Source organism: Pantoea sp. X85 (assembly GCF_029623675.1).
Lineage (GTDB): Bacteria > Pseudomonadota > Gammaproteobacteria > Enterobacterales > Enterobacteriaceae > Pantoea > Pantoea leporis.
In genome coordinates, this window is sequence record NZ_CP121108.1 from 1,251,561 (window position 1) to 1,276,359 (window position 24,799).

The 24,799-nt window shown below is 55.4% G+C and carries 25 protein-coding genes; 19 read left to right on the forward strand and 6 right to left on the reverse strand.

The features are described from left to right. Positions 1–5 precede the first annotated feature (5 nt). From fur to ybfF, 4 genes are all read right to left on the reverse strand, one after another. Positions 6–455: a ferric iron uptake transcriptional regulator gene (fur, locus tag P6287_RS05765; protein WP_007890672.1), complete on the reverse strand. Its 450-nt coding sequence runs from the start codon at positions 453–455 to the stop codon at positions 6–8. Between the two features lie 354 nt (positions 456–809). After that, on the reverse strand, positions 810–1,340 hold the full coding sequence (fldA, locus tag P6287_RS05770) for a flavodoxin FldA (protein ID WP_110865727.1): 531 nt from the start codon (positions 1,338–1,340) through the stop codon (positions 810–812). 137 nt (positions 1,341–1,477) lie between these two features. Continuing rightward, positions 1,478–1,753 carry a LexA regulated protein gene (ybfE, locus tag P6287_RS05775; RefSeq protein WP_007890670.1) on the reverse strand — a complete coding sequence of 92 codons (276 nt, stop codon included), beginning with the start codon at positions 1,751–1,753 and terminating at the stop codon, positions 1,478–1,480. A 167-nt stretch (positions 1,754–1,920) separates the two neighbouring features. Further along, entirely contained in the window at positions 1,921–2,685 is a 765-nt protein-coding gene (ybfF, locus tag P6287_RS05780) for an esterase (protein ID WP_277974649.1), read from the reverse strand. Positions 2,686–2,933: 248 nt separating this feature from the next. Between ybfF and seqA the strand changes: the two genes are divergently transcribed. Together seqA and pgm are read left to right on the forward strand one after the other, a co-directional pair. Next, complete coding sequence (gene seqA / locus P6287_RS05785; RefSeq protein ID WP_101763231.1) at positions 2,934–3,473, forward strand: replication initiation negative regulator SeqA; 540 nt, start codon at positions 2,934–2,936, stop codon at positions 3,471–3,473. Between the two features lie 24 nt (positions 3,474–3,497). Continuing rightward, entirely contained in the window at positions 3,498–5,138 is a 1,641-nt protein-coding gene (pgm, locus tag P6287_RS05790) for a phosphoglucomutase (alpha-D-glucose-1,6-bisphosphate-dependent) (RefSeq protein WP_101763230.1), read from the forward strand. A gap of 39 nt (positions 5,139–5,177) precedes the next feature. Here pgm and kdpE read toward each other — a convergent pair whose 3' ends face one another. After that, positions 5,178–5,852 carry a two-component system response regulator KdpE gene (gene kdpE, locus P6287_RS05795; RefSeq protein ID WP_110865731.1) on the reverse strand — a complete coding sequence of 225 codons (675 nt, stop codon included), beginning with the start codon at positions 5,850–5,852 and terminating at the stop codon, positions 5,178–5,180. 246 nt (positions 5,853–6,098) lie between these two features. Here kdpE and P6287_RS05800 point away from each other — a divergent pair, with 246 nt between their 5' ends. From P6287_RS05800 to nei, 11 genes are all read left to right on the forward strand, one after another. Further along, the gene (locus tag P6287_RS05800) at positions 6,099–6,299 is read left to right on the forward strand and encodes a YbfA family protein (protein WP_008107019.1); all 201 of its coding nucleotides are present in this window, start codon (positions 6,099–6,101) and stop codon (positions 6,297–6,299) included. 151 nt (positions 6,300–6,450) lie between these two features. Beyond that, complete coding sequence (locus tag P6287_RS05805) at positions 6,451–7,407, forward strand: 2-thiouracil desulfurase family protein (protein WP_101763228.1); 957 nt, start codon at positions 6,451–6,453, stop codon at positions 7,405–7,407. 12 nt (positions 7,408–7,419) lie between these two features. Then, a complete protein-coding gene (gene phrB / locus P6287_RS05810; RefSeq protein WP_277974650.1) occupies positions 7,420–8,847 on the forward strand; it encodes a deoxyribodipyrimidine photo-lyase in 1,428 nt (475 codons plus the stop codon). Between the two features lie 18 nt (positions 8,848–8,865). Further along, complete coding sequence (locus P6287_RS05815; RefSeq protein WP_110865734.1) at positions 8,866–9,609, forward strand: type 2 GTP cyclohydrolase I; 744 nt, start codon at positions 8,866–8,868, stop codon at positions 9,607–9,609. Positions 9,610–9,783: 174 nt separating this feature from the next. Then, positions 9,784–10,440, forward strand: coding sequence for a 5-oxoprolinase subunit PxpB (gene pxpB / locus P6287_RS05820; protein ID WP_277974651.1), 657 nt, complete (start codon positions 9,784–9,786; stop codon positions 10,438–10,440). Next, positions 10,434–11,366, forward strand: coding sequence for a 5-oxoprolinase subunit PxpC (pxpC, locus tag P6287_RS05825; RefSeq protein WP_101763224.1), 933 nt, complete (start codon positions 10,434–10,436; stop codon positions 11,364–11,366). The genes pxpB and pxpC overlap by 7 nt, the downstream gene beginning before the upstream one ends. Then, positions 11,356–12,093, forward strand: a complete 738-nt coding sequence (pxpA, locus tag P6287_RS05830) for a 5-oxoprolinase subunit PxpA (RefSeq protein ID WP_277974652.1) — start codon at positions 11,356–11,358, stop codon at positions 12,091–12,093. Before pxpC ends, pxpA begins: the two co-directional genes overlap by 11 nt. A gap of 59 nt (positions 12,094–12,152) precedes the next feature. Next, positions 12,153–12,881 (forward strand): DUF969 domain-containing protein, encoded by a 729-nt coding sequence (locus P6287_RS05835; protein ID WP_137385379.1) that lies wholly within the window; start codon positions 12,153–12,155, stop codon positions 12,879–12,881. After that, a complete protein-coding gene (locus P6287_RS05840) occupies positions 12,881–13,897 on the forward strand; it encodes a DUF979 domain-containing protein (RefSeq protein ID WP_101763221.1) in 1,017 nt (338 codons plus the stop codon). Before P6287_RS05835 ends, P6287_RS05840 begins: the two co-directional genes overlap by 1 nt. A 7-nt stretch (positions 13,898–13,904) precedes the next feature. Then, positions 13,905–14,552 (forward strand): pyroglutamyl-peptidase I, encoded by a 648-nt coding sequence (gene pcp, locus P6287_RS05845; RefSeq protein ID WP_101763220.1) that lies wholly within the window; start codon positions 13,905–13,907, stop codon positions 14,550–14,552. An 11-nt stretch (positions 14,553–14,563) separates the two neighbouring features. Continuing rightward, positions 14,564–15,352: an endonuclease VIII gene (gene nei / locus P6287_RS05850; RefSeq protein WP_101763219.1), complete on the forward strand. Its 789-nt coding sequence runs from the start codon at positions 14,564–14,566 to the stop codon at positions 15,350–15,352. 36 nt (positions 15,353–15,388) lie between these two features. Here the strand turns inward: nei and P6287_RS05855 are convergent, their stop codons facing one another. Continuing rightward, complete coding sequence (locus P6287_RS05855; RefSeq protein ID WP_008107361.1) at positions 15,389–16,672, reverse strand: citrate synthase; 1,284 nt, start codon at positions 16,670–16,672, stop codon at positions 15,389–15,391. Positions 16,673–17,266: 594 nt separating this feature from the next. Here P6287_RS05855 and sdhC point away from each other — a divergent pair. The 6 genes from sdhC to odhB all read left to right on the forward strand — a co-directional run bounded on the left by sdhC (position 17,267) and on the right by odhB (position 24,794). Further along, complete coding sequence (sdhC, locus tag P6287_RS05860) at positions 17,267–17,698, forward strand: succinate dehydrogenase cytochrome b556 subunit (protein ID WP_168197448.1); 432 nt, start codon at positions 17,267–17,269, stop codon at positions 17,696–17,698. Continuing rightward, on the forward strand, positions 17,692–18,039 hold the full coding sequence (gene sdhD / locus P6287_RS05865) for a succinate dehydrogenase membrane anchor subunit (RefSeq protein WP_049850912.1): 348 nt from the start codon (positions 17,692–17,694) through the stop codon (positions 18,037–18,039). The genes sdhC and sdhD overlap by 7 nt, the downstream gene beginning before the upstream one ends. After that, on the forward strand, positions 18,040–19,806 hold the full coding sequence (gene sdhA / locus P6287_RS05870; protein WP_101763217.1) for a succinate dehydrogenase flavoprotein subunit: 1,767 nt from the start codon (positions 18,040–18,042) through the stop codon (positions 19,804–19,806). It abuts the gene before it with no gap. 14 nt (positions 19,807–19,820) lie between these two features. Beyond that, on the forward strand, positions 19,821–20,537 hold the full coding sequence (locus P6287_RS05875) for a succinate dehydrogenase iron-sulfur subunit (RefSeq protein ID WP_007890649.1): 717 nt from the start codon (positions 19,821–19,823) through the stop codon (positions 20,535–20,537). Positions 20,538–20,744: 207 nt separating this feature from the next. Then, positions 20,745–23,552 carry a 2-oxoglutarate dehydrogenase E1 component gene (gene sucA, locus P6287_RS05880; RefSeq protein WP_110865741.1) on the forward strand — a complete coding sequence of 936 codons (2,808 nt, stop codon included), beginning with the start codon at positions 20,745–20,747 and terminating at the stop codon, positions 23,550–23,552. A gap of 15 nt (positions 23,553–23,567) precedes the next feature. Continuing rightward, entirely contained in the window at positions 23,568–24,794 is a 1,227-nt protein-coding gene (gene odhB / locus P6287_RS05885; RefSeq protein WP_101763215.1) for a 2-oxoglutarate dehydrogenase complex dihydrolipoyllysine-residue succinyltransferase, read from the forward strand. Positions 24,795–24,799: the final 5 nt, after the last annotated feature.

Genomic DNA, 24,799 nt, shown 5'->3' on the forward strand with positions numbered 1-24,799 from the left:
CTCAATTACTTATCGTGGAGCGTATCGTCTTCGCGGCAGTCTCCCAGAGCACAATGACCGTACAGGTACAGGCTGTGGTTGCTGAGCTTAATGCCGTGGCGAGTGGCGATTTCACGCTGACGCGTTTCGATTGATTCATCGCTGAATTCGATAACTTTGCCACAATCCAGGCAGATCAAGTGATCGTGGTGATGCTGCTGAGTCAGTTCGAAGACAGATTTGCCGCCTTCAAAGTTGTGACGGGTTACGATGCCCGCGTCGTCAAACTGGTTAAGAACGCGATACACCGTTGCCAGACCAATCTCTTCGCCCATATCAATCAGGCGCTTATACAAATCTTCCGCACTGACGTGATGGGACTCTGGGCCGGGTCCCTGAAGCACTTCCAGAATTTTCAGTCTGGGTAGCGTGACTTTCAGGCCAGCCTTCTTCAATGCGGAGTTGTTGTCAGTCATGCGGATATTGTCCTGTTACTTTGCTAGTCACTTGCGGCGCAGGGGCCTTGAATGTTTAGGTCAACGCGCATTCTCATTTGCGTCTCATTATAGAACTCAAGCAGTGAAATGAAAACCAAGGCAACGTCCTTAATCACCAAAGGTTGTAAGGATATCGTCACTAACGTCTTCAAGACGCTTGGGTTTTGGATTCCATTTCACTCAGCCTCATTCTACTGCCAGAAGAATAAGCGGATGACCATTGCGGGTATTCTACAGATTTGCGGGGAAAAGTTAAAAAACCGTAGCTATTATTTTTATAGGAAATTCCGTTACCCGATGTGAGGCAGTGCGCACATCGGGCAGAGCAGGGAATTAAGCTTCAATAATCTCTTTCAGCTGCAGCTCATCAAAGATCTGCTTCACCCACTTCTCAACACGTTCGTTGGTCAATTCCGGCTGACGGTCTTCGTCAATGGCCAGACCAAGGAAGTTTTTGTCATCGGCCAGGCCTTTAGAGGCTTCAAAGTGATAGCCTTCGGTTGGCCAGTGACCGACGATCACCGCACCATTCGGCTCAATGATGTCACGGATAGTGCCCATCGCATCACAGAAGTACTCGGCGTAATCTTCCTGATCGCCACAACCAAACAGCGCTACCAGCTTGCCATTGAAATCAATCTCTTCCAGCGTCGGGAAGAAATCATCCCAGTCACACTGCGCTTCGCCGTAATACCAGGTTGGGATACCCAGCAGCAGGATGTCGAACGCTTCGAGATCTTCTTTGGTGCTCTTAGCAATGTCATGCACTTCGGCGACATCTTTACCCAGTTGTTTCTGGATCATCTTTGCAATGTTTTCAGTGTTGCCGGTATCGCTGCCGAAGAAAATGCCTACGATTGCCATGGGTTAGGTAACCTCTTAAATCCTGATTGTGAAAGTAAGTCAGTTGACTGCACAGTTATGCGAATAATAGCAGACCGGTAAAAAGTGCGGAACGTATAAAGCCGTGACTTTGTGTTCCAGCGTGCGGTCTTCGCGCGTTACGACAGTTTGAGCTGTGCCAGCAGCATTTGTTCAATCAATTCGCTGCGACTGATGTTTTGCTGATCGGCCAGCGTGCTGAGGGCGTCAACCGCCTCGCTCGACATCTTCAGCTCAACACGACGCAGCCCACGCACTTTATCGCGCTTGAGCTGATTGCGTTTGTTGATGCGTAACTGTTCATCACGCGTCAGCGGGCTGGTTTTCGGGCGACCAGGACGCCGCTCGTCTGCGAAGAGATCAAGCGTAGTGCGGTCTGTCTGTTCTTTTGCCATGGTTTGTAAAACTGAGTGGGCGCGAACGGCGAAAAGGCGCTGCGCGATTAAAACATTATCGGCCCGACCACGGCGAAAAAATATCCGTGGCAAATTTTTAGCGCGACATCATACTCCAGCGCCTTCCCTGACGCCAACCCTAAAGCGCAAGCGGCAAGCTTTTGCTTTTACAGGTTAAAAAAACGCCGAACGGCGCGTAACACCGCATCGGGTTTCTCGGCGTGCACCCAGTGTCCAGCACCGCTGATCACATGTGCATGTGCCTGCGGGAACTGACGCAGCAGCGCATCGCGATGCTGATTATCCAGATAAGGCGAGTCGCCGCCGCGGATAAACAGCGCCGGATGCGGCCACGCAGGAATCTCTTCCCAGCCGGAAATGGTGCTGTAGTTATCCCACAGCACCGGCACATTAAAGCGCCATTCGCCCTCTGCGAAAGATTTGAGGATGAACTGGATCACGCCTTCTTCATCAATATGCTGACGCATTACTTCAGCGGCTTCGCTGCGGCGCGTGACGCCCGCGGCGCTCACGGCCCGGATAGCGGCAAAAATATCGTCATGGCGGCGCGTTTGGTAATCAACGGGCGCGATATCGATCATCACCATTTTATCGATACGTTCCGGGGCGATGGCACTGAGCGCCATGGCGATTTTGCCGCCCATCGAGTGTCCTATCACTCCCGCGCGATCGATATGGTGCGCATCCAGCGTTTCGACAATGTCCTGCGCCATCACGTGATAATTCATCTCATCGCTACGCGCCGACAAGCCGTGATTGCGCACGTCAACTTGCAGCGTAGGACGTGCGTCACGCACCCCACGCGCCAGCACGCCAAGGTTATCAAGACTGCCAAAAAGACCATGGATCAACAGAATCGGCGTGGCATCGGGGGCAGATTGTTCAGTTTGCAGACGGGCGTTCAAAATCATGGCTAAAGTTCTTACGGTTGTGACCTTGGCTTAGGTTATCATGGATTCACCTGTCCAGCAGTCAGGCCGGTGGGCATTAGGGCATATTCCGACTTTTGCCCGTAAACGTTGCCAACGCTATCGGCTGCCACGGATTTAACTTTATAATCCTTATGTTAGAACCCGCTCACGTTTTGCACGACTGGATTTTGCTAAGGCCGTTGCAATAATGCGTGGTTCTGTCATTTGCCAGAATCGTACGGAAAAAGATGAAAACGATTGAAGTTGACGAAGAACTCTACCGTTATATTGCCAGCCACACGCAGCACATTGGTGAAAGCGCCTCAGATATTTTGCGCCGCATGTTGAAGTTCACCGCCGGACAGAGCGCACCCGCTGCGCCCGCCGCTGGTGCATCAATCAAAGAAGCGCAACCTGCCAGCCGTGAAGCGCGTCCTCAGGATCGCGTCCGTGCGGTACGTGAGCTGCTGCTTTCCGATGAATATGCCGAGCAGAATAAGGCGGTTAACCGCTTCATGTTGGTACTGTCAACGCTCTATCGTCTTGATCCGGCTGCGTTTGCTGAAGCTACTGCCTCGCTGCAGGGCCGTACCCGCGTCTACTTTGCGGGCGACGAGCACACGCTGCTGCAAAATGGCACCCATACCAAGCCGAAGCACGTTCCCGGCACGCCGTACTGGGTGATCACGAATACCAATACAGGCCGCAAATGCAGCATGGTGGAACACATCATGCTGGCTATGCAGTTCCCACAGGAACTGACAGAGAAAGTTCGCGGCACCATTTAACTGAAGCGTCAGGGAGAAGCGCCAATGGCCAATCACCCCCGTGCCGGGCAGCCTGCCCAGCAGAGCGATTTGATTAACGTTGCACAATTAACCTCGCAGTATTACGTCCTGAAGCCCGATGTGGCGAATCCGGATCATGCGGTGAAATTTGGCACTTCAGGCCACCGCGGCAGCGCGGGACGCCAAAGCTTCAATGAACAGCACATTTTGGCGATCGCGCAGGCGATTGCTGAAGAGCGTAAAAAGAATGGCATCACCGGTCCGTGCTACGTCGGTAAAGACACGCATGCGCTGTCTGAGCCGGCGATTCTGTCGGTGCTGGAAGTGCTGGCCGCTAACGGCGTGGACGTGATTGTTCAGCAGGACAATGGCTACACGCCAACGCCTGCAATCTCGAACGCGATTCTTGAGCACAACAAACGCGGCGGCGCGCAGGCGGACGGCATCGTTATCACGCCTTCGCATAATCCACCGGAAGATGGTGGTATCAAATACAATCCGCCAAACGGTGGCCCGGCTGATACCAACGTTACCAAAGTGGTGGAAGATCGCGCTAACCAGCTGATCAAAGGCGAGCTGAAAGACGTGAAACGTCTGCCGCTGGATCAGGCATGGGCGAGCGGCCACATCGTTGAGCAGGATCTGATCCAGCCATACGTTGAAGGTCTGGCGCAGGTAATTGACTTCGCCGCCATCCAGAACGCCGGCCTGAAAATTGGCGTCGATCCATTAGGCGGTTCCGGTATTGCTTACTGGCAGCGCATTGCTGAGCACTACAAACTGGATCTGACCATCGTGAACGATGCGATCGATCAGACTTTCCGCTTCATGCATCTGGATAAAGATGGCGTGGTGCGTATGGACTGCTCATCCGAGTGCGCGATGGCCGGTTTGCTGGCGTACAAAGACAAATTCGATCTGGCCTTTGGTAACGATCCTGACTACGACCGTCACGGCATCGTCACGCCTGCAGGTCTGATGAATCCAAACCACTATCTGGCGGTGGCAATCAACTACCTGTTCCAGCATCGCCCACAGTGGGGCAAAGACGTTGCTGTGGGTAAAACCCTGGTTTCCAGCGCGATGATCGACCGCGTGGTTAACGACATTGGACGTAAGCTGGTGGAAGTGCCGGTTGGTTTCAAATGGTTCGTTGATGGTCTGTTCGATGGCAGCTTCGGTTTCGGCGGTGAAGAGAGCGCGGGCGCATCCTTCCTGCGTTTCGATGGCTCAGCCTGGTCAACCGATAAAGACGGCATCATTCTGTGCCTGCTGGCTGCTGAAATCACGGCGGTAACTGGCAAGAACCCGCAGCAGCACTATGACGAGCTGGCCGAACGCTTTGGTGCGCCAAGCTATAACCGTCTGCAGGCTCCGGCGACTTCTGCACAGAAAGCCGCGCTGTCTAAGCTGTCACCCGAAATGGTGAGCGCAGATACGCTGGCGGGTGATCCGATCACCGCACGCCTGACTGCGGCGCCGGGTAACGGTGCGTCAATCGGCGGTCTGAAAGTAATGACGGAAAACGGCTGGTTCGCCGCGCGTCCATCAGGTACAGAAGACGCGTACAAAATCTACTGCGAAAGCTTCCTGGGTGCTGAACATCGTCAGCAAATCGAGAAAGAAGCGGTTGAGATTGTTAGCGAAGTACTGAAAAACGCCTGATTGGGCAGTGAAGAGAAAAGGCCGCTTCGCGGCCTTTTTTTATGGCATAAATCGATAGCCGATACCGGTTTCGGTCAGCAAATGGCTGGGCTGCGTGGGATTCGCTTCCAGCTTCTGCCGCAAGTGCCCCATATAGATGCGCAAATAATGGCTGTGCTCCACCGCATTGGGCCCCCAAACCTGATTCAGTAATTGACGCTGGGTCAGCACTTTTCCGGCGTTGTTCACCAGCAAACTCAGCAGACGGAATTCAGTCGGTGTCAGATGCACTTCCTGTTGGTTGCGCAATACACGGCGCGCCGCCAAATCTATGCTGACTTCGCCAAATTTCACCACCGGTTCTGGCTGGTTGCTTTGATGGCGACGCAGCGCCACGCGCACGCGCGCCAGCAGTTCACCTATGCCAAACGGCTTAGTGAGATAATCATCCGCACCCGCGTCCAGCGCATCAATCTTATCCTGCTCATCGCTCCGTGCCGACAGCACAATAACCGGCATGCTGCTCCATTGACGAACTTCACGGATAAAGTCATTGCCATCACCATCCGGCAAGCCGAGATCGAGGATCACCAGATCCGGCTTACGCGTCGCCGCTTCAATCAGGCCGCGCTGCAGTTGCTCCGCTTCCACAATCTTCAGGCCTTCGCTCTCCAGCGCAAGGCGCACGAAACGGCGAATCTCTTTTTCATCTTCCACTATCAAGATGGTCGTCACGCTGCCTCCAGCGGCAAAAAAGTTAACGCATCACTTTAGCAATAAAGCGGCCCGGCGTCCGTCACGAATTTTTTAACTTGAATGGATCGTTTAATTCACAATCTTGTAACTAACTTTCACCACCACACAAATTGCTGAAAAAAAGCGCAAATATAGTGGTCGGATGAGTAGTAAAATTACACAATAACGGGTAATATCTGAACCAGATCACATTTCAACGCAATGTTTACCACAAGGGGGCCAAAGATGGATCGCGCATATCCACTGTATAAAATCGTACTGCGCCGCGTGCTGGTGGTAGCAATCGGTTTGCTGGCGTTGCCAGTGATGTTATTCCGCTCAGATCGCGCACGTTTGTACAGTTACCTGCATCGTATGTGGTGCAAAACCAGCACGAAACCCGTCTGGCTGGCGCAGTCTGAAGCGGCTGCCGGCATTCACTGGTAAGCGATTTTAACGCACTATTAACCCGGCGACTTCACCTGAAGCGCCGGGTTTTTTATCGATAATTTTCACCCCCACCGCGCGTTCCCGCTGTTATCTCCGCGCATTTCAGCTACACTTAAAACCTCTACAAGATTTATGAGGTTGTACAAGTATGAGCGAGAAAATTCCTGTTGGTATCAGCGCTTGCCTGCTCGGGGATAACGTCCGATTTGATGGTGGCCATAAACGTTTTGCTTTCGCCACGGACGAACTCGTGCCATTTGTGCGCTTTGAACCTGTATGTCCCGAAATGGCGATTGGCTTACCGACGCCACGTCCGGCTTTGCGCCTGGTAAAAGAGAGCGATGAAAACATCCATCTCTGTTTCAGCAAAGATGGCGGCGAAGAGGTGACGGAAAAGATGCAGCGCTGGTCCGCCGAACGCGTGAAGTCGCTACATCATCTGTGCGGCTACATCCTCTGTGCCAAATCCCCTAGCTGTGGGCTGGAACGTGTCCGCGTTTACGAGCCTGAAACCAACAACAATCGTAAAGCGGGCACCGGCATGTTTACCGCATTTTTACAGAAAGAGATGCCGTGGCTGCCGCTGGAAGAGGATGGTCGTCTGCATGATGACGCTATCCGCGAAAACTTTATCGGCCGCGTCTATGCGCTACACGAATTCAACGAAATGTGGCGCAGCGGATTATCGCGCCACAAGCTGATGGCCTTCCATAGTCGCTACAAATTATTGCTGCTATCTCATGCGCAGGACGAATACCGCGAGATGGGCCGCTTTGTCGCGGCGATGGACCAGTGGGATTCGCTGGAGGATTACGCCTTTGAGTACCGCAGTCGTCTGATGCACCTGATGTCACATCAGGCATCACGACGCAATCACACTAACGTGCTGATGCATGTACAAGGCTACTTCCGTCCGCAGTTGAGTTCGCCGCAGCGTCAGGAGCTGGCGCAACTGATTGATCGTTATCGTCAGGGCGTGCAGCCGCTGTTAGCACCGATCACTATGCTGAAACATTACATGGCGGAATACCCGCATCCGTGGCTGGCACAGCAGCGCTATTTTGATCCTTATCCGGAAGCGCTGCGTTTGCGCTACGGCCAATAATTTCGGGGCTTTATGACCACCCATTTAGTTTGGCTGCGCAACGATCTGCGCATCAATGACAACATGGCGTTGGCCGCTGCCTGCCGCGATAGCCAGACCAAAGTGATTGCGCTGTTTATCGCCACACCGCAGCAGTGGCAGCAACACCATATGGCGCCAAAGCAGGCGGCGTTCATCCAGCAAAATCTCAGCTTGTTGCAGAAGTCACTGGCTGAACGCGGCATTCCTCTGCATTTCCATCAGTGTGATGACTTTGCCGCTTCGATTGAATATCTGGCGAAATTTTGCCAGCAGCAGCGGGTTGATGCGCTGTTCTACAATTACCAGTATGAAATCAACGAGCGTGAACGCGATGCGCAGGCGGAGAAACGTCTGGATGCGCAGGGCGTAATATGTCAGGGATTCGATGACAGCTTGCTGTTGCCGCCGGGCAGCGTGCAAACCGGCAGCAACACCATGTTCAAAGTGTTCACGCCGTTCAGCAAAGCCTTTGTTCGTCGTTTACATCAGGGCTTACCGGAGTGCCATCAGGCACCGAAAGCGCGTGATGGTGCGCCCATCAGTATCGAAAAGAAGATTCCCGCTTTTGATTATCCTTGTGAAGCCTTTGATGAAAGCCTGTTCCCGGCGGGAGAAGAGGCGGCGTTAAAACAGCTGCGCCACTTCGCTAAACAGGCGGTGCAGCATTATCCGGATCAGCGTGATTTACCGGCCATTGACGGCACCAGCCGCTTATCGGTTTATCTAACCACTGGCGTGCTGTCGCCGCGCCAATGTCTTCATCGCGTGCTCAAAGAGCATCCCGATGCTCTCAACGAGGGCAAGGCCTTTACCTGGCTGAACGAACTGATCTGGCGCGAATTCTATCGTCATCTGATGGTGGCGTTTCCGGCGCTGTGCAAACATCAGCCGTTTGTCGACTGGACGCGCAACGTGGATTGGCAGCAAAACGACGGGCATCTCAAAGCCTGGCAACAGGGCAAAACCGGCTATCCGATTGTTGATGCGGCGATGCGCCAGCTCAACACGTTCGGCTGGATGCATAATCGCTTGCGCATGATTACCGCCAGTTTCCTGGTGAAGGATCTGCTGATCGACTGGCGTGAAGGTGAGCGTTATTTCATGCAGCAGCTGATCGATGGCGATCTGGCCGCCAACAATGGCGGCTGGCAGTGGGCCGCGTCAACTGGCACCGATGCCGCGCCCTATTTTCGTATCTTCAATCCCACCACGCAGGGCGAGCGCTTCGATAAACAGGGCGAGTTTATTCGTCAGTGGCTGCCGGAACTCAGCGACGTGCCCGACAGCGATATCCATCAGCCGCAAGTGTGGGCGCAGAAAAATAACAAGAAACTCGATTATCCCGCGCCAATCGTGGAACATAAGGACGCACGTAAAAAGACACTAGACGCCTTTGAGCGCGCTCGCAGCGCGGCTTGAGGCGGTCAGGGAGCCGTAATGAATAATGTCGAGTTAGAACAGATCGTTAACCAGCAGCTGAATAACAGCGCCTTCAGCGATTACGCGCCGAACGGTTTGCAGGTGGAAGGGCGCGCCGAGGTGAAAACCATCATCACTGGCGTAACCGCGTGTCAGGCGCTGCTGGACGAGGCGGTGAAGCGCAACGCCGATGCGGTGCTGGTGCATCACGGTTACTTTTGGAAAAGCGAAGCGCCGGTGATTAAAGGCATGAAGCGCCAGCGTTTGCGCACGCTGCTGGCCAATGATATCAATTTGTATGGCTGGCATCTGCCGCTGGATGCGCATCCCGAGTTGGGTAATAACGCGCAGCTGGCGCGTCTGTTTGATATTGCAGTGAAAGGCGAGATTCAGCCACTGGTGCCGTGGGGCGAGCTGGCACAACCACTGAGTGGCGCGGCGCTGGCGGAAAAAATTGCCCAACGTTTAGGTCGCACACCGCTGCACTGTGGCGATAACGCGCCGGCATTGATCAAGCGCGTTGCCTGGTGCAGCGGCGGCGGTCAGGGCTTTATCGATAGCGCGGCAGCCTTTGGCGTCGATGCCTTTATCACCGGCGAAGTCTCCGAGCAAACCATCCACAGCGCGCGCGAACAAGGTTTGCACTTCTTTGCCGCCGGACATCACGCGACCGAACGCGGCGGCATCAAGGCGCTGGGCGAATGGTTAGCTGCCCATCATGGCCTTGATGTGACCTTTATCGACATCGACAATCCGGCCTGATTTCTCCCCTCTCACGCCCTTAACCTGCGTTAAGGGCGCAAATCTGTTGACACATCTCTGTCACTTTCGCATAACTTATGGCCTTTACGCATAAACGAGAAGTTCGTTCGCTATGAATGGCGATCCTGCAACATTCGTTCTGCGACATGTAAGACTTTTACCAGGAGGTTGTTTTTGCAACGAGCACGTTGTTATCTGCTAGGTGAGCGCGCGGTGGTGCTGGAACTGGAGCCACCGGTTTCGTTGACCAGCCAGCAGCGCATCTGGGGATTGTGTCAGCGACTGCAGAAAAACGAGCAGGTTGAGGAAGTGATTCCTGGCATGAACAACCTGACGTTGCTGCTGCGCGATCCGCAACGCAATGCATTGGACGCGATTGAGCGTTTGCAGCGTTGGTGGGAAGAGAGCGAAGCGCAGCTGCCGGAATCGCGCCGCGTCGAGATTCCAGTTGTGTACGGCGGCGCAGGCGGGCCGGATCTGCAGGAGGTGGCGGAGCGCGCCAACATGACGCCCAGGCAAGCGGTAGAACTGCACAGCAGCATCGATTACGTGGTCTATTTCATCGGCTTCCAGCCTGGTTTCCCTTATCTCGGCGGCCTGGATGAGCGTTTACACACGCCGCGCCGCGCTGAACCGCGCGTGCTGGTGCCGAGCGGCTCGGTGGGCATCGGCGGCAGCCAAACCGGCATCTATCCATTAGCCGCGCCCGGCGGCTGGCAACTGATTGGTCATACGCCGCTCAGCCTGTTCGACCCGCTTCTGCATCCACCGACACTGTTACGCCCCGGCGATAGCGTGCGTTTTGTGCCGCAGCAGGAGGGCGTATGTTGAAAATTCTCCGCGCGGGCATGATGACCTCGCTGCAAGACCACGGCCGCACCGGCTTCCGCCAATATGGCATCAGCGTGGGCGGCGCGCTCGATCAACCGGCAATGCGCACCGCCAATATGCTGGTGGGCAACCCCGAGCAGAGCGCGGTGCTGGAAATCGTGCTGGGACAATTTAAAACGCAGTTTACGCGCGATGGCTGGTTTGCATTGACGGGCGCGGGCTGCAATGCCGATCTGGATGGCAAACCGGTCTGGACCGGCTGGCGTCTGCCGGTGAAAAAAGGGCAGGTGCTGACGCTGGCAACGCCAACGCGCGGCATGCGCAGTTATCTGGCGGTCAACGGTGGTTTTGCCGTGCCGGACATGCTCGGTTCGGTCAGTACCGATCTCAAGGCAGCGTTTGGCGGCTGGCAGGGACGTAAATTGCAGGATGGCGACGAGCTGCCGTTGGGTAAACCGACGCGCGACTTCAAAGATAAAGCCGGCGTGCGTCAACTGCTGTGGGGCAACCGCATCCGCGCCTTAGCGGGCCCGGAATATAACGAGTTCTCGCGTGAGGCGCAGCAGGGTTTCTGGCGCAGCCCGTGGAAGCTCAGTCCGCAAAGTAACCGCATGGGTTATCGCCTGCAGGGACGTCAACTGCATCGCGATGCGACGCGCGATTTGCTGTCGCACGGTTTAGTGCCCGGCGTGGTACAGGTGCCGCCCAATGGCCAGCCAATTGTGTTGATGGCGGATGCACAAACCACCGGCGGCTATCCGCGCATTGCCTGCATCATCGAAGCCGATCTTTATCATCTGGCGCAAATTCGTCTCGGCGAACCGATTCACTTTATCCACTGCACGCTGGAAGACGCGATTCACGCCAAACAGCATCAACAGCGTTCCTTCGACCAAATAGCCTGGGGATTGGCCCATGAAGATTGATCTTAACGCCGATCTCGGCGAAGGCAGCGCCAGCGATCGGGAGCTGCTGACGCTGGTGAGTTCAGCCAATATCGCCTGCGGCTTCCACGCTGGTGATGCGCAAACCATGCTGCAATCGGTGCGCTGGGCGAAAGCGTCTGGCGTGGCGATTGGCGCGCATCCAAGTTTCCCCGATCGGGAAAACTTTGGCCGTACCGCCATGCAGCTGCCGCCGGAAACGGTGTATGCGCAGATGATCTACCAGATTGGTGCGCTGAAGAGCATTGCCGAGAGCGAAGGCGAACGGCTGGTACACGTCAAGCCGCACGGCATGCTGTACAACCAGGCGGCGGGCGATCCGCAACTGGCGGATGCCATCGCGCGCGCGGTAAAAGCCGTGGATAGCGGATTGATTCTGGTCGGATTGGCGGGCAGCGCGTCGATTGCGGCGGCGGCGCATCATGGTCTGCGCACCCGCGAAGAGGTGTTTGCCGATCGCGGCTATCTGGCGAGCGGGACGTTAGTGCCACGCAGCCAGCCGCAAGCGATGATTGAAGATGCCGAACAGGCGCTGGCGCAAACGCTGGCGATGGTGCAGCAGCGTCAGGTGCAGAGCATCAGCGGAGAATGGGTCAAGGTTAACGCCGAAACCGTCTGTTTACACGGTGATGGCGCACATGCGCTGCAGTTCGCCCGCACGCTGCGCGCGGCATTTGCGACCAGTCAGATTGCGGTCACCAGCGCATAACGTTTTTACTCATTGCCCGGCATCACGCCGGGCTTTGTCTTTTCACATAAGGGAACAACATGGATAACGTGGTAAACCTCTGGCCGCTGCTGGGCATTGCCGCCATCATTCTGGGTTTTGTGCTGCGCTTTAACCCGGTGCTGGTGGTGATTGTGGCGGGCTTCGTCACCGGGCTGGCAGCGCATCTGCCGCTGGCAGACATTCTGGAAAAGCTCGGCTCTGGCTTCCTCAATACGCGTAATCTGCCGCTGATTCTGCTGCTGCCGCTGGCTGTTATCGGTTTGCTGGAGCGTCATGGCCTGAAAGAGCGGGCGCAAAGCTGGATTGCGCAGATCAAAACCGCCACCGCCGGCCGCTTGCTGATCGTCTACCTGTTTGTGCGTGAAGCCACCGCCGCGCTGGGCTTAACCAGCCTGGGCGGGCATCCGCAGATGGTGCGTCCGCTGCTGGCGCCGATGGCCGAAGGTGCCACAGAAAACCGCTACGGTGATGTCCCGCCAGAGGTGCGCCATCGTCTGCGCGCCATGTCTGCGGCGACCGATAACGTTGGCCTGTTCTTTGGCGAGGATATCTTCGTTGCCTTTGGCGCGATTATCTTCATGCATAATTTTATGCAGGAATCTGCCGGTATCAGCACCGAACCGCTGCATATCGCGCTGTGGGGCATTCCTACCGCGCTCTGTGCTTTCCTCATTCATTCAGCTCGTCTGGTGCGTCTCGATCGCCAGCTGTCGCGTGAATTGGGCGCGTTAAACCAGCAGGCGCTGAACGCCAAAGGAGCGAAGTAATGTTCCAGCAACAATATTTGATGTGGCTGGCAGGGGTGATCCTGCTGGTGGTTGCCGTGCTTTCATGGCGTGACAGCGCTAACCCGCGCCGTTTTACCACCGGTCTGTTCTGGGCACTGTATGGCCTGATTTTCCTGATTGGCGACGGTGCTTATCAGCTAATGGGACAATGGGCGGGCGATGCGGAACTGGGCCGCCGCGGGTTGCATATCGGCGTGGGTGTTGCCGTGGTGTTGATGGCGTTGATTGCCGGTTTCGGCGGCGTGCGTCTGGGGCGTTATCATCAGCGCAGCGATGAGCAGAAACAGGAAAGTGCTAAACGTCTGCACAACAAACTGTTCCTGCCAGCGCTGGCGATTCCACTGGTGACGGTGATTGGCGTGCTGGCGTTTAACCATATTCCCGGTTTGCAGGATACGGTGTTTGGTCCCGGCAATCACGCCACGCTGGTGACGCTGTTCTCCATGATGATTGGCTGCCTGCTGGGCTGGCTGATTGCGTTGAAAATCACCCATGAAAAGCCGCTGCAGTCGATGCAGGAAACCCGTCGCCTGCTGGATGCGGTCGGTTGGGCGTTTATTCTGCCGCAGATTCTGGCCACGCTTGGCCTGCTGTTCACCAGCGCCGGTGTCGGCACGGCAATTTCGCATCTCACCGAACAGTATCTGGCGGTAGATAATCGCCTGATTGCCGTCGCGGTGTATGCGGGTGGCATGGCATTGCTGACCATGGTGATGGGCAATGCGTTTGCTGCCTTCCCGATTGTCACCGCCGGCATTGGTATTCCGATTCTGGTACTGCAGCACGGCGGCAATCCAGCGGTAATGGCGGCGATTGGGATGTTCTCCGGCTATTGCGGCACGTTGATGACGCCAATGGCGGCCAACTTCAACATCGTGCCGGCGCGCCTGCTGGAGCTGCCGGACCGCAACGCGGTGATCAAGGCTCAGGTGCCAACCGGTGTGCTACTGTTGGTAGTGAATATTTTCCTGCTCTACTTCCTGATGTTCTTGTGAGGTTGCAATGAAAACGGTGTTAATGACGGCGTTTGAGCCTTTTGGTGGCGAAAACATCAACCCTTCGTGGGAAGCGGTGCGCACCTTCGACGGCAAAGAGATCGCCGGTGCACGCATTGTGGTACGCCAGCTGCCGGTGGTATTTGCCACTTGCGGTGAAGTGCTGACGCGCGCGCTGGAGGAGATTCAACCCGACCGCGTGTTGTGCGTCGGGCAAGCCGGCGGCCGCGCCGATATTACCGTTGAACGCGTTGCGATCAACGTGGATGACGCGCGCATACCGGATAACAACCAGCAGCAACCGATCGATCAGCCCATCGAGGCGGATGGCCCGGCGGCTTATTTCTCCACGCTGCCGATCAAAGCGATGGTTGCCGCGCTGCGTGAAGTGGGTGTGCCGGCCTCGGTATCGCAAACCGCCGGCACCTTCACCTGTAACCACGTGATGTACAGCCTGCTGCACTGGATCCACACCACCAACAGCAAGGCGCGCGGCGGTTTTGTTCATATCCCGTATATGCCGGAACAAGCGGTGCACCATCCCGGCGTGGCCAGCATGGCGACTGCAAGCGTGATTCAGGCGCTGGAAACCTCGCTGCAGGTGATCCTGAGTACCGAAAATGATATCCGCGTCGTCGGTGGCGCTACGCATTAAAAGGAGTTGTTATGCCTGAGGGACCGGAGATCCGCCGCGCGGCGGATCAGCTGGCAGAGGCAATGGTCGGCAAACCCCTTACCGATGTGTGGTTTGCCTTTCCACAGCTGAAAACCTACGAACCTGCGCTGATGGATGCCACCATCAACGCCTTCGAAACGCGCGGTAAAGCGCTGCTCACCCACTTCTCCAATGGTTTGACGCTCTACAGCCACAATCAGCTGTACGGCGTGTGGCGCGTGGTGCCAACCGGTACGCAACCGAATACCACACGTCAGCTGCGCGTTCGGCTCGCAACGGCGGATAAAACCATTTTGCTGTATAGCGCCTCGGATATTGAGCTGCTCAACGCTGATACCTTAGCTGCGCATCCGTTTTTGCAGCGCGTGGGCCCGGATGTGCTGGATGCCAGCTTAACGGTGGAAGAGGTGCGCGAGCGTTTGCTGTCGCCGCGTTTTCGTCGTCGCCAGTTCAGCGGCTTGCTGCTTGATCAGGCCTTTTTAGCCGGCCTCGGCAATTATCTGCGCGTGGAGATTTTGTGGCATGCCGGATTGCTGGCGTCGCATCGGGCGCAGGACCTCAGCGAACAGCAGCTGACGGCGTTAAGTGAGGCGATGCTGGCGGTGCCGCGTTTGTCATACGAGATGCGTGGCAGCATGAAGAAGTATCATGAAGAAGCAGCGTTTCGCTTCGAGGTATTTCATCGGCAGGGTAAAAAGTGTCGGCGGTGCGGCGCGGTGATTGAGAAGGGCGTGCTGTCATCGCGGCCGTTTTACTGGTGCCCGGGATGCCAGTTGTAGCGCTATAAAAAAGGCGGCCAGATGGCCGCCTTTCTCTTATTTATCCAGCGCCGAGGTGAATGGACGCTCGGTGTAACCGGTATACAGCTGACGCGGACGGGCGATTTTCATGCCTTCGTCGTGCATCTCTTTCCAGTGTGCAATCCAGCCCACGGTGCGCGCCATGGCGAAGATAACGGTAAACATGGAAGACGGAATGCCCATTGCTTTCAGGATGATGCCTGAATAGAAATCGACGTTTGGATAGAGTTTACGCTCGATGAAGTACGGGTCGTTCAGCGCGATGTGTTCCAGCTCCATCGCCACTTCCAGCAGATCATCTTTCATGCCCAGTTCGTTCAGCACTTCGTGACAGGTATCGCGCATCACGGTGGCACGTGGATCGTAGTTTTTGTACACGCGGTGGCCGAAGCCCATCAGACGGAACGAATCGTTCTTATCTTTCGCTCGTTTAACAAACTCAGGGATGTGATCAACGGTGCTGATCTCTTCCAGCATGCGCAGTGTCGCTTCGTTGGCACCGCCGTGTGCTGGTCCCCACAGAGAAGCGATACCGGCGGCGATACAGGCAAACGGGTTCGCGCCTGAAGAGCCTGCGGTACGCACGGTAGAGGTAGAAGCGTTCTGCTCATGGTCGGCGTGCAGAATCAGAATACGGTCCATCGCGCGTTCCAGCACTGGATTCACTTTGTACTCTTCGCACGGCGTGGCGAACATCATGTGCAGGAAGTTACCGGCATAAGAGAGGTCGTTGCGCGGATAGACAAACGGCTGGCCAATCGAGTACTTGTAGCACATCGCTGCCATGGTCGGCATTTTCGACAGCAGGCGGAACGCAGCGATTTCACGGTGACGCTCAATGTTGACGTCTAAAGAGTCGTGATAAAACGCTGCCAGCGCACCGGTCACACCACACATTACTGCCATTGGATGCGAATCGCGGCGGAAGCCGTGGAACAGTCGGGTGATTTGCTCGTGAATCATGGTGTGGCGGGTAACGGTGGTGCGGAACTCTTCAAACTGGGCTTGGGTCGGGGCTTCGCCATTTAACAGGATGTAACACACTTCAAGATAGTTAGAGTGGGTTGCCAGCTGATCAATCGGGAAACCGCGGTGTAACAGAATACCTTCGTCACCATCAATAAAGGTGATTTTAGATTCGCAGGACGCCGTAGAGGTGAAGCCGGGATCGAAGGTGAACAGGCCTTGTGAGCCAAGGGCGCGGACATCAACTACATCTTGTCCCAGCGTGCCTTGCATCACGTCCAGTTCAACAGAAGTATTATCTTGTAGGGTTAGCGTCACTTTTTTATCTGTCATTATTTCGTCTCCATAGCGCCTTTAAGGTAAGGATCTTAGACACCAGAATAGCCATGTTGTTACGTAAAACCACAATCTTCACAGCATCACTCTGCGGTAACGTTGGTCGTGCAGGGTTACAGAGTAAATGCTGAACTGGGCCATTCGGTGGCGTCGGGGCATGACATGCTGCACATCGAGGATGTTAAAGTTCCTGTCACGACATAACTTCTTGGTAACCAATAACCTGATGCTTTGTGTTACTTGTATTGGCAATGTTACATAACTTGAGCTTAGGGGAAAGTGTATCCCCATAACTTTTGTGCATCATAGGACTTTAATGCGATTGTTTGTAACTGAAATGTTGATTCTTTGTCAAATCAGATAATTAAAAATGTATAAATTGTGAAAATCGTGAAGGTGATCACTGTTCAGCCTAAATGTGACCAAAGAGATTGTAGGGGAATTGTAATCAGAATGTGATCCTCCTATACTGCGGCCAGGTCTCCGGAACACCCTGACACCAGGAGCCACCCAGCGTTTTACCCGCTTTATTTAACACTGGATGTTGCTATTTTGGTGGCGGTTGCAGTCTGAACACACGCTGTGTCTCTGATGCAACTCAGGACCGGAGGAAGCAAAATAAAAAAGAGCTGTGTGGGCAAAACCGTGAAAAAACAAAGACCTGTTAACTTGGATCTCTCGACGATCCGGTTTCCCGTTACTGCAATATCGTCCATTCTCCACCGCGTCTCCGGCGTGATCACCTTTGTCGCTCTCGGAATTCTGCTCTGGTTACTGGGTCTCTCTCTCTCCTCTCCAGAAGGTTTCCAGCAAGCGGCATCCATCATGGATAGCTTCTTCGCCAAATTCATCATGTGGGGCATTTTAACTGCGCTGGCGTATCACGCTGTGAGCGGTATTCGCCATATGTTGGCTGATTTTGGTGTAACAGCAGAAACCCTGCAGGTGGGAACCCGTTCCGCGCAAGCGGCTTTTGTTATCACTGTCGTGCTCTCAATTTTGGCTGGAGTCCTCGTATGGTAAGCAATGCTTCTGCATTAGGACGCAACGGTATCCATGACTGGCTGTTACTGCGTGCTGCTGCAATCTTAATTACGCTCTATATTCTCTACATCCTCGGTTTTGTCGTGATGACAGGCACGCTGACGTATGACGTCTGGCATGGCTTCTTCTCGTCCGCCTTCACGAAAGTGTTCACCATGTTGACGCTGTTCTCGATTCTGATCCACGGCTGGATTGGAATGTGGCAGGTGCTGACTGACTACGTGAAACCTGTTGCAACCCGTTTGTTGCTGCAGTTTGTGATTGTGGTTGCGCTGTTGTCATATGCGATTTATGGAACCGTTGTTGTGTGGGGTGTGTAAATGAGTTTGCCAGTCAGAGAATTTGATGCCGTGGTGATCGGCGCGGGTGGCGCAGGAATGCGCGCCGCTCTGCAAATCTCCCAATCGGGCCAGACTTGTGCCCTGTTATCCAAAGTATTCCCAACCCGTTCCCATACCGTATCGGCGCAGGGCGGTATTACCGTTGCGCTGGGTAACACCCATGACGATAACTGGGAATGGCACATGTACGACACCGTCAAAGGTTCCGACTTTATCGGCGACCAGGACGCGATCGAATATATGTGTCATGTCGGTCCGGAAGCGATTCTGGAACTGGAACACATGGGATTGCCGTTCTCCCGTCTGGATGATGGCCGCGTCTATCAGCGTCCGTTTGGTGGTCAGTCGAAGAATTTCGGCGGTGAGCAGGCGGCGCGTACCGCAGCTGCGGCCGACCGTACCGGCCACGCCTTGCTGCATACGCTGTATCAGCAGAACCTGAAAAACAAAACCACCATCTTCTCCGAATGGTATGCGCTGGATCTGGTGAAAAACGAAGACGGCGCGATTGTCGGCTGTACGGCTATCTGCATGGAAACCGGCGAAACCGTCTATTTCAAAGCCAAGGCAACTATTCTGGCGACCGGCGGCGCGGGCCGTATTTACCAGTCCACCACTAATGCCCACATCAACACCGGTGATGGCGTTGGCATGGCGCTGCGCGCCGGCGTGCCGGTGCAGGATATGGAAATGTGGCAGTTCCACCCAACCGGTATTGCCGGTGCGGGCGTGCTGGTTACTGAAGGTTGCCGTGGTGAAGGTGGTTACCTGCTGAATAAGCACGGTGAACGCTTCATGGAACGTTATGCGCCGAACGCCAAAGATCTGGCGGGTCGTGATGTGGTTGCGCGTTCGATGATGGTGGAAATCCGTGAAGGTCGCGGTTGCGATGGCCCCTGGGGTCCGCACATTAAACTGAAACTCGACCATCTCGGTGCCGAAGTGCTGGAGTCGCGTCTGCCGGGCATCCTTGAGCTGTCGCGTACCTTTGCCCACGTCGACCCAATTAAAGAACCGATTCCGGTGATCCCGACCTGCCACTACATGATGGGCGGCGTGCCGACCAAAGTGACCGGCCAGGCGCTGCGTGTGAATGAGCAGGGCCAGGATGAGGTGATTCCGGGTCTGTTCGCCGTCGGTGAAATCGCCTGCGTATCGGTTCATGGCGCTAACCGCCTCGGCGGCAACTCGCTGCTCGATCTGGTGGTGTTCGGTCGCGCAGCTGGTGTGCATCTGCTGGAGTGTATTGAAGAGCAGGGCGAACTGCGTGAAGCCACGCCGGAAAATATCGATGCAGCGATGGCGCGCTTCAACCGCTGGGAAAATAACACCACCGGTGAAGATCCTGTCGAAATCCGTAAAGCGCTGCAGCGCTGCATGCAGAACAACTTCTCGGTGTTCCGCGATGGCGATGCGATGCGTGAAGGTCTGGAAGAGCTGAAAGTGATTCGTGAGCGTCTGAAATCAGCGCGTCTTGATGACCGTTCGCCAGACTTCAACACCCAGCGTATCGAGTGCCTTGAGCTGGATAACCTGATGGAAACCGCTTACGCCACCGCTGTTGCCGCCAACTTCCGTACCGAAAGCCGTGGCGCACATAGCCGCTTCGACTTCCCGGACCGCGATGATGAAAACTGGCTGTGCCACAGTCTCTATGTTCCGCAGACGGAAAGCATGACGCGCCGTGAGGTGAACATGCAACCGAAACTGCGTGCGGCCTTCCCGCCGAAAGCGCGTACCTACTAATTGCGGAGATCATCATGAGACTCGAATTTTCAATCTATCGTTACAACCCGGAAGTCGATGCCAAGCCGCGCATGCAGGAGTACACCCTGGAGTCGGAAGATGGTCGCGACATGATGCTGTTGGATGCGCTGATCCGTTTGAAAGAGAAAGACCCTACGCTGGCTTTTCGTCGCTCTTGCCGTGAAGGCGTGTGCGGTTCAGATGGTCTGAACATGAACGGTAAAAATGGTCTGGCGTGTATCACGCCGATCTCTGCGCTGGGCAACGGTTCGAAGAAAATTGTTATCCGTCCACTGCCAGGTTTGCCGGTGATCCGCGACCTCGTGGTAGACATGGGACAATTCTATGCACAGTATGAGAAGATTAAGCCTTTCCTGTTGAATAATGGGGAAAATCCACCGGCGCGCGAGCATTTACAGAGCCCAGCCGAGCGTGAGCATCTGGACGGTTTGTATGAGTGTATTCTCTGCGCCTGTTGCTCAACGTCGTGCCCGTCGTTCTGGTGGAATCCGGACAAGTTTGTCGGTCCGGCTGGCCTGCTGGCCGCTTACCGTTTCCTGATCGACAGCCGCGACACGGAAACCAATGCGCGTCTCGACAATCTCAACGATGCTTTCAGTGTTTTCCGCTGTCACAGCATCATGAACTGTGTGAGCGTGTGCCCGAAAGGCCTAAACCCAACGCGCGCCATCGGCCATATTAAGTCGATGCTGCTGCAACGCGGGGCCTAACAGAAAAAGTCACTCTCCGGGAACCTGGGTTCCCGGATGTTTACGGAAGCCTCTATAAGCGCGGTGCTGACCACGCTTATAAAGGTTCCCTTACGAGCCAGGCGCCGGTAGCGCACAGGTTCGTATCGCTGAACTCACTACGGCAAGCCGCGTAAGCGGTAAAAAATGAAACCTCATAAAAAGCAGATTAATGCTTAAGGGATCACAATGCAGAACAGCGCGATGAAACCCTGGCTGGACTCCTCCTGGCTGGCCGGCGCGAACCAATCTTACATAGAGCAGCTCTATGAGGATTTCCTGACCGATCCTGACTCAGTTGATGACATGTGGCGCGAGCTGTTCCAACAGCTGCCGGGCACTGGCGTGAAACCTGAGCAATTTCACTCCACCACGCGTGACTACTTCCGCCGCCTGGCTAAAGACGCCACGCGTTACACATCAACCGTGACCGATCCGGCAACCAACTCCAAACAGGTAAAAGTGCTGCAGCTGATTAATGCGTTCCGCTTCCGCGGCCATCAGCATGCCAACCTCGATCCGCTTGGCCTGTGGAAACAGGACACGGTAGCCGACCTCGATCCGGCTTATCACGATCTGACCGACGCCGATTTTCAGGAAAGCTTTAACGTAGGCTCTTTTGCTATCGGCAAAGAGACCATGAAGCTGGCCGATCTGTTTGCGGCGCTGCAGCAGACTTACTGTGGCTCGATTGGTGCTGAGTACATGCACATCAACAACACCGACGAGAAGCGCTGGATTCAGCAGCGTCTGGAATCGGTGGTGGGCCACGCGTCTTTCAGCAGTGACGAGAAAAAAGGTTTCCTGAAAGAGCTGACCGCGGCAGAAGGCCTGGAAAAATATCTGGGTGCAAAATTCCCGGGTGCGAAGCGCTTCTCGCTGGAAGGCGGCGATGCACTGGTGCCCATGCTGCGCGAGATGATTCGTCACGCGGGCAAGAGCGGTACGCGCGAAGTGGTGCTGGGTATGGCGCACCGCGGTCGTCTCAACGTACTGATCAACGTATTAGGTAAGAAGCCGCAGGATCTGTTCGACGAATTCTCCGGCAAGCACAAAGAACACCTCGGCACCGGCGACGTGAAGTACCACATGGGCTTCTCGTCTGACGTGGAAACCGAAGGCGGCTTAGTGCACCTGGCGCTGGCGTTCAACCCGTCGCATCTGGAAATCGTAAGCCCGGTAGTGATGGGTTCGGTGCGTGCGCGTCTGGATCGTCTGGCTGAGCCAAGCAGCAACAAAGTTCTGCCTATCACCATTCACGGTGATGCCGCTGTTATTGGTCAGGGCGTGGTGCAGGAAACCCTGAACATGTCGCAGGCGCGTGGCTACGAAGTGGGCGGTACCGTTCGCATCGTGATCAACAACCAGGTTGGTTTCACCACCTCCAACCCGAAAGATGCGCGCTCTACGCCGTACTGTACGGATATCGGCAAGATGGTGCTGGCACCGATTTTCCACGTTAACGCGGACGATCCGGAAGCCGTAGCCTTTGTGACTCGCCTGGCGCTGGATTATCGCAACACCTTTAAACGTGATGTCTTCATCGACCTGGTGTGCTATCGCCGTCACGGCCACAACGAAGCCGACGAGCCAAGTGCAACGCAGCCGTTGATGTACCAGAAAATCAAAAAGCATCCGACGCCGCGTAAACTCTATGCCGATCAGCTGGAAAGCGAAGGCGTAGCGACCAGCGAAGATGCCACCGAGATGGTCAATCTCTATCGCGACGCGCTGGATGAAGGCGAATGCGTGGTGCCAGAGTGGCGTCCGATGAGCCTGCACTCATTCACCTGGTCGCCGTATCTGAACCACGAGTGGGACGAAAGCTACCCGGCAACCGTGGAACTGAAACGCCTGCAGGAACTGGCGCGCCGCATCAGCAGCGTACCGGAATCGGTAGAAGTGCAGTCTCGCGTTGCCAAGATCTACAACGATCGTAAAGAGATGGCCGAAGGCAACAAAGCGTTCGACTGGGGCGGTGCAGAAAACCTCGCCTATGCCACGCTGGTTGACGAGGGGATTCCGGTGCGTCTTTCCGGTGAAGATACCGGTCGCGGGACCTTCTTCCACCGTCATGCGGTAATCCACAACCAGACCAACGGCTCAACCTACACGCCGCTGCACCATGTCCATAACGGCCAGGGTCAGTTCAAAGTGTGGGATTCCGTGCTGTCTGAAGAAGCGGTACTGGCTTTCGAATACGGTTATGCCACCGCAGAACCGCGCGTGCTGACCATCTGGGAAGCGCAGTTCGGCGATTTCGCCAATGGCGCGCAGGTCGTGATCGACCAGTTCATCAGCTCCGGCGAACAGAAATGGGGCCGTATGTGTGGCCTGGTCATGTTGCTACCGCACGGTTATGAAGGTCAGGGGCCTGAGCACTCCTCCGCGCGTCTGGAGCGTTATCTGCAACTCTGTGCTGAACAGAACATGCAGGTGTGCGTGCCTTCTACGCCAGCGCAGGTTTACCACATGCTGCGTCGTCAGGCGCTGCGCGGTATGCGCCGTCCGCTGATCGTCATGTCACCGAAATCACTGCTGCGTCATCCGCTGGCGATTTCCAGCCTGGAAGAGTTGGCCACAGGCAGCTTCCAGCCAGCGATTGGTGAGATCGACGATCTCGATCCACAACAGGTAAAACGCGTGGTGCTGTGTTCGGGCAAGGTTTATTACGATCTGCTGGAGCAGCGTCGTAAAAACGAGCAGACCGACGTGGCCATCGTGCGTATCGAACAACTCTATCCGTTCCCGCACAAAGTCGTGCAGGACGTATTGAAAAACTATGCTCATGTGCAGGATTTCGTGTGGTGTCAGGAAGAGCCGCTGAATCAGGGCGCATGGTATTGCAGTCAGCATCATTTCCGCGAAGTGGTTCCATTTGGTGCGTCACTGCGTTATGCAGGCCGTCCGGCTTCTGCTTCACCGGCCGTGGGCTACATGTCCGTACATCAAAAACAGCAGCAAGACCTGGTTAATGACGCGCTGAACCTTGGTTAATAAAAAGGAAAGAAAATGAGTAGCGTAGAAATTCTCGTTCCCGATTTGCCTGAATCCGTAGCGGACGCAACGGTTGCAACCTGGCACAAAAAACCTGGCGACTCTGTGAGCCGCGATGAAGTACTGGTAGAGATTGAAACTGACAAAGTGGTTCTGGAAGTGCCTGCTTCAGCGGATGGCATCCTGGAAGCCGTGCTGGAAGAGGAAGGCGCTACCGTCACTTCTCGTCAGATTCTGGGCCGTCTGAAAGAGGGCAACAGCGGCGGGAAAGAGACTGCGGCCAAAGCGGAAAGCAACGAATCTACACCGGCACAGCGCCAGACCGCTTCGCTGGAAGAAGAGAGCAACGATGCGCTCAGCCCAGCGGTACGCCGCCTGATTGCTGAAAACAACCTCGATGCCAGCCAGATCAAAGGCACCGGCGTTGGTGGCCGTCTGACGCGTGAAGATGTGGAAAAACATCTGGCGAAGAAAGCTGACGGTGGCAAAGCAGCACCGGCTGCCGCGCCAGCCGCTGCTGCACCGCAGGCCGCTGTGGCTAACCGCAGCGAAAAACGCGTACCGATGACGCGTCTGCGTAAGCGTGTTGCCGAGCGTCTGCTGGAAGCGAAAAACAGCACCGCGATGTTGACCACGTTCAACGAAATCAACATGAAGCCAATCATGGATCTGCGCAAGCAGTACGGCGATGCGTTCGAGAAACGTCACGGCGTGCGTCTGGGCTTCATGTCCTTCTACATCAAAGCGGTAGTGGAAGCGCTGAAACGCTTCCCGGAAGTGAACGCGTCTATTGATGGCGAAGATGTGGTTTACCACAACTATTTCGATGTGAGCATTGCGGTTTCTACCCCGCGTGGTCTGGTTACGCCGGTGCTGAAAGATGTTGATGCACTGAGCATGGCCGACATTGAGAAGAAAATTAAAGAGCTGGCGGTGAAAGGCCGTGACGGCAAGTTGACGGTTGAAGAGCTGACCGGCGGTAACTTCACCATCACCAACGGTGGTGTGTTTGGTTCGCTGATGTCTACGCCAATCATCAACCCGCCGCAGAGCGCGATTCTCGGCATGCACGCCATCAAAGATCGCCCAATGGCGGTTAATGGTCAGGTTGTGATTCTGCCAATGATGTATCTGGCGCTCTCTTACGATCACCGTTTGATTGATGGTCGTGAATCCGTTGGCTATCTGGTGGCGGTGAAAGAGATGCTGGAAGATCCAGCTCGCCTGCTGCTGGACGTCTAATTTCG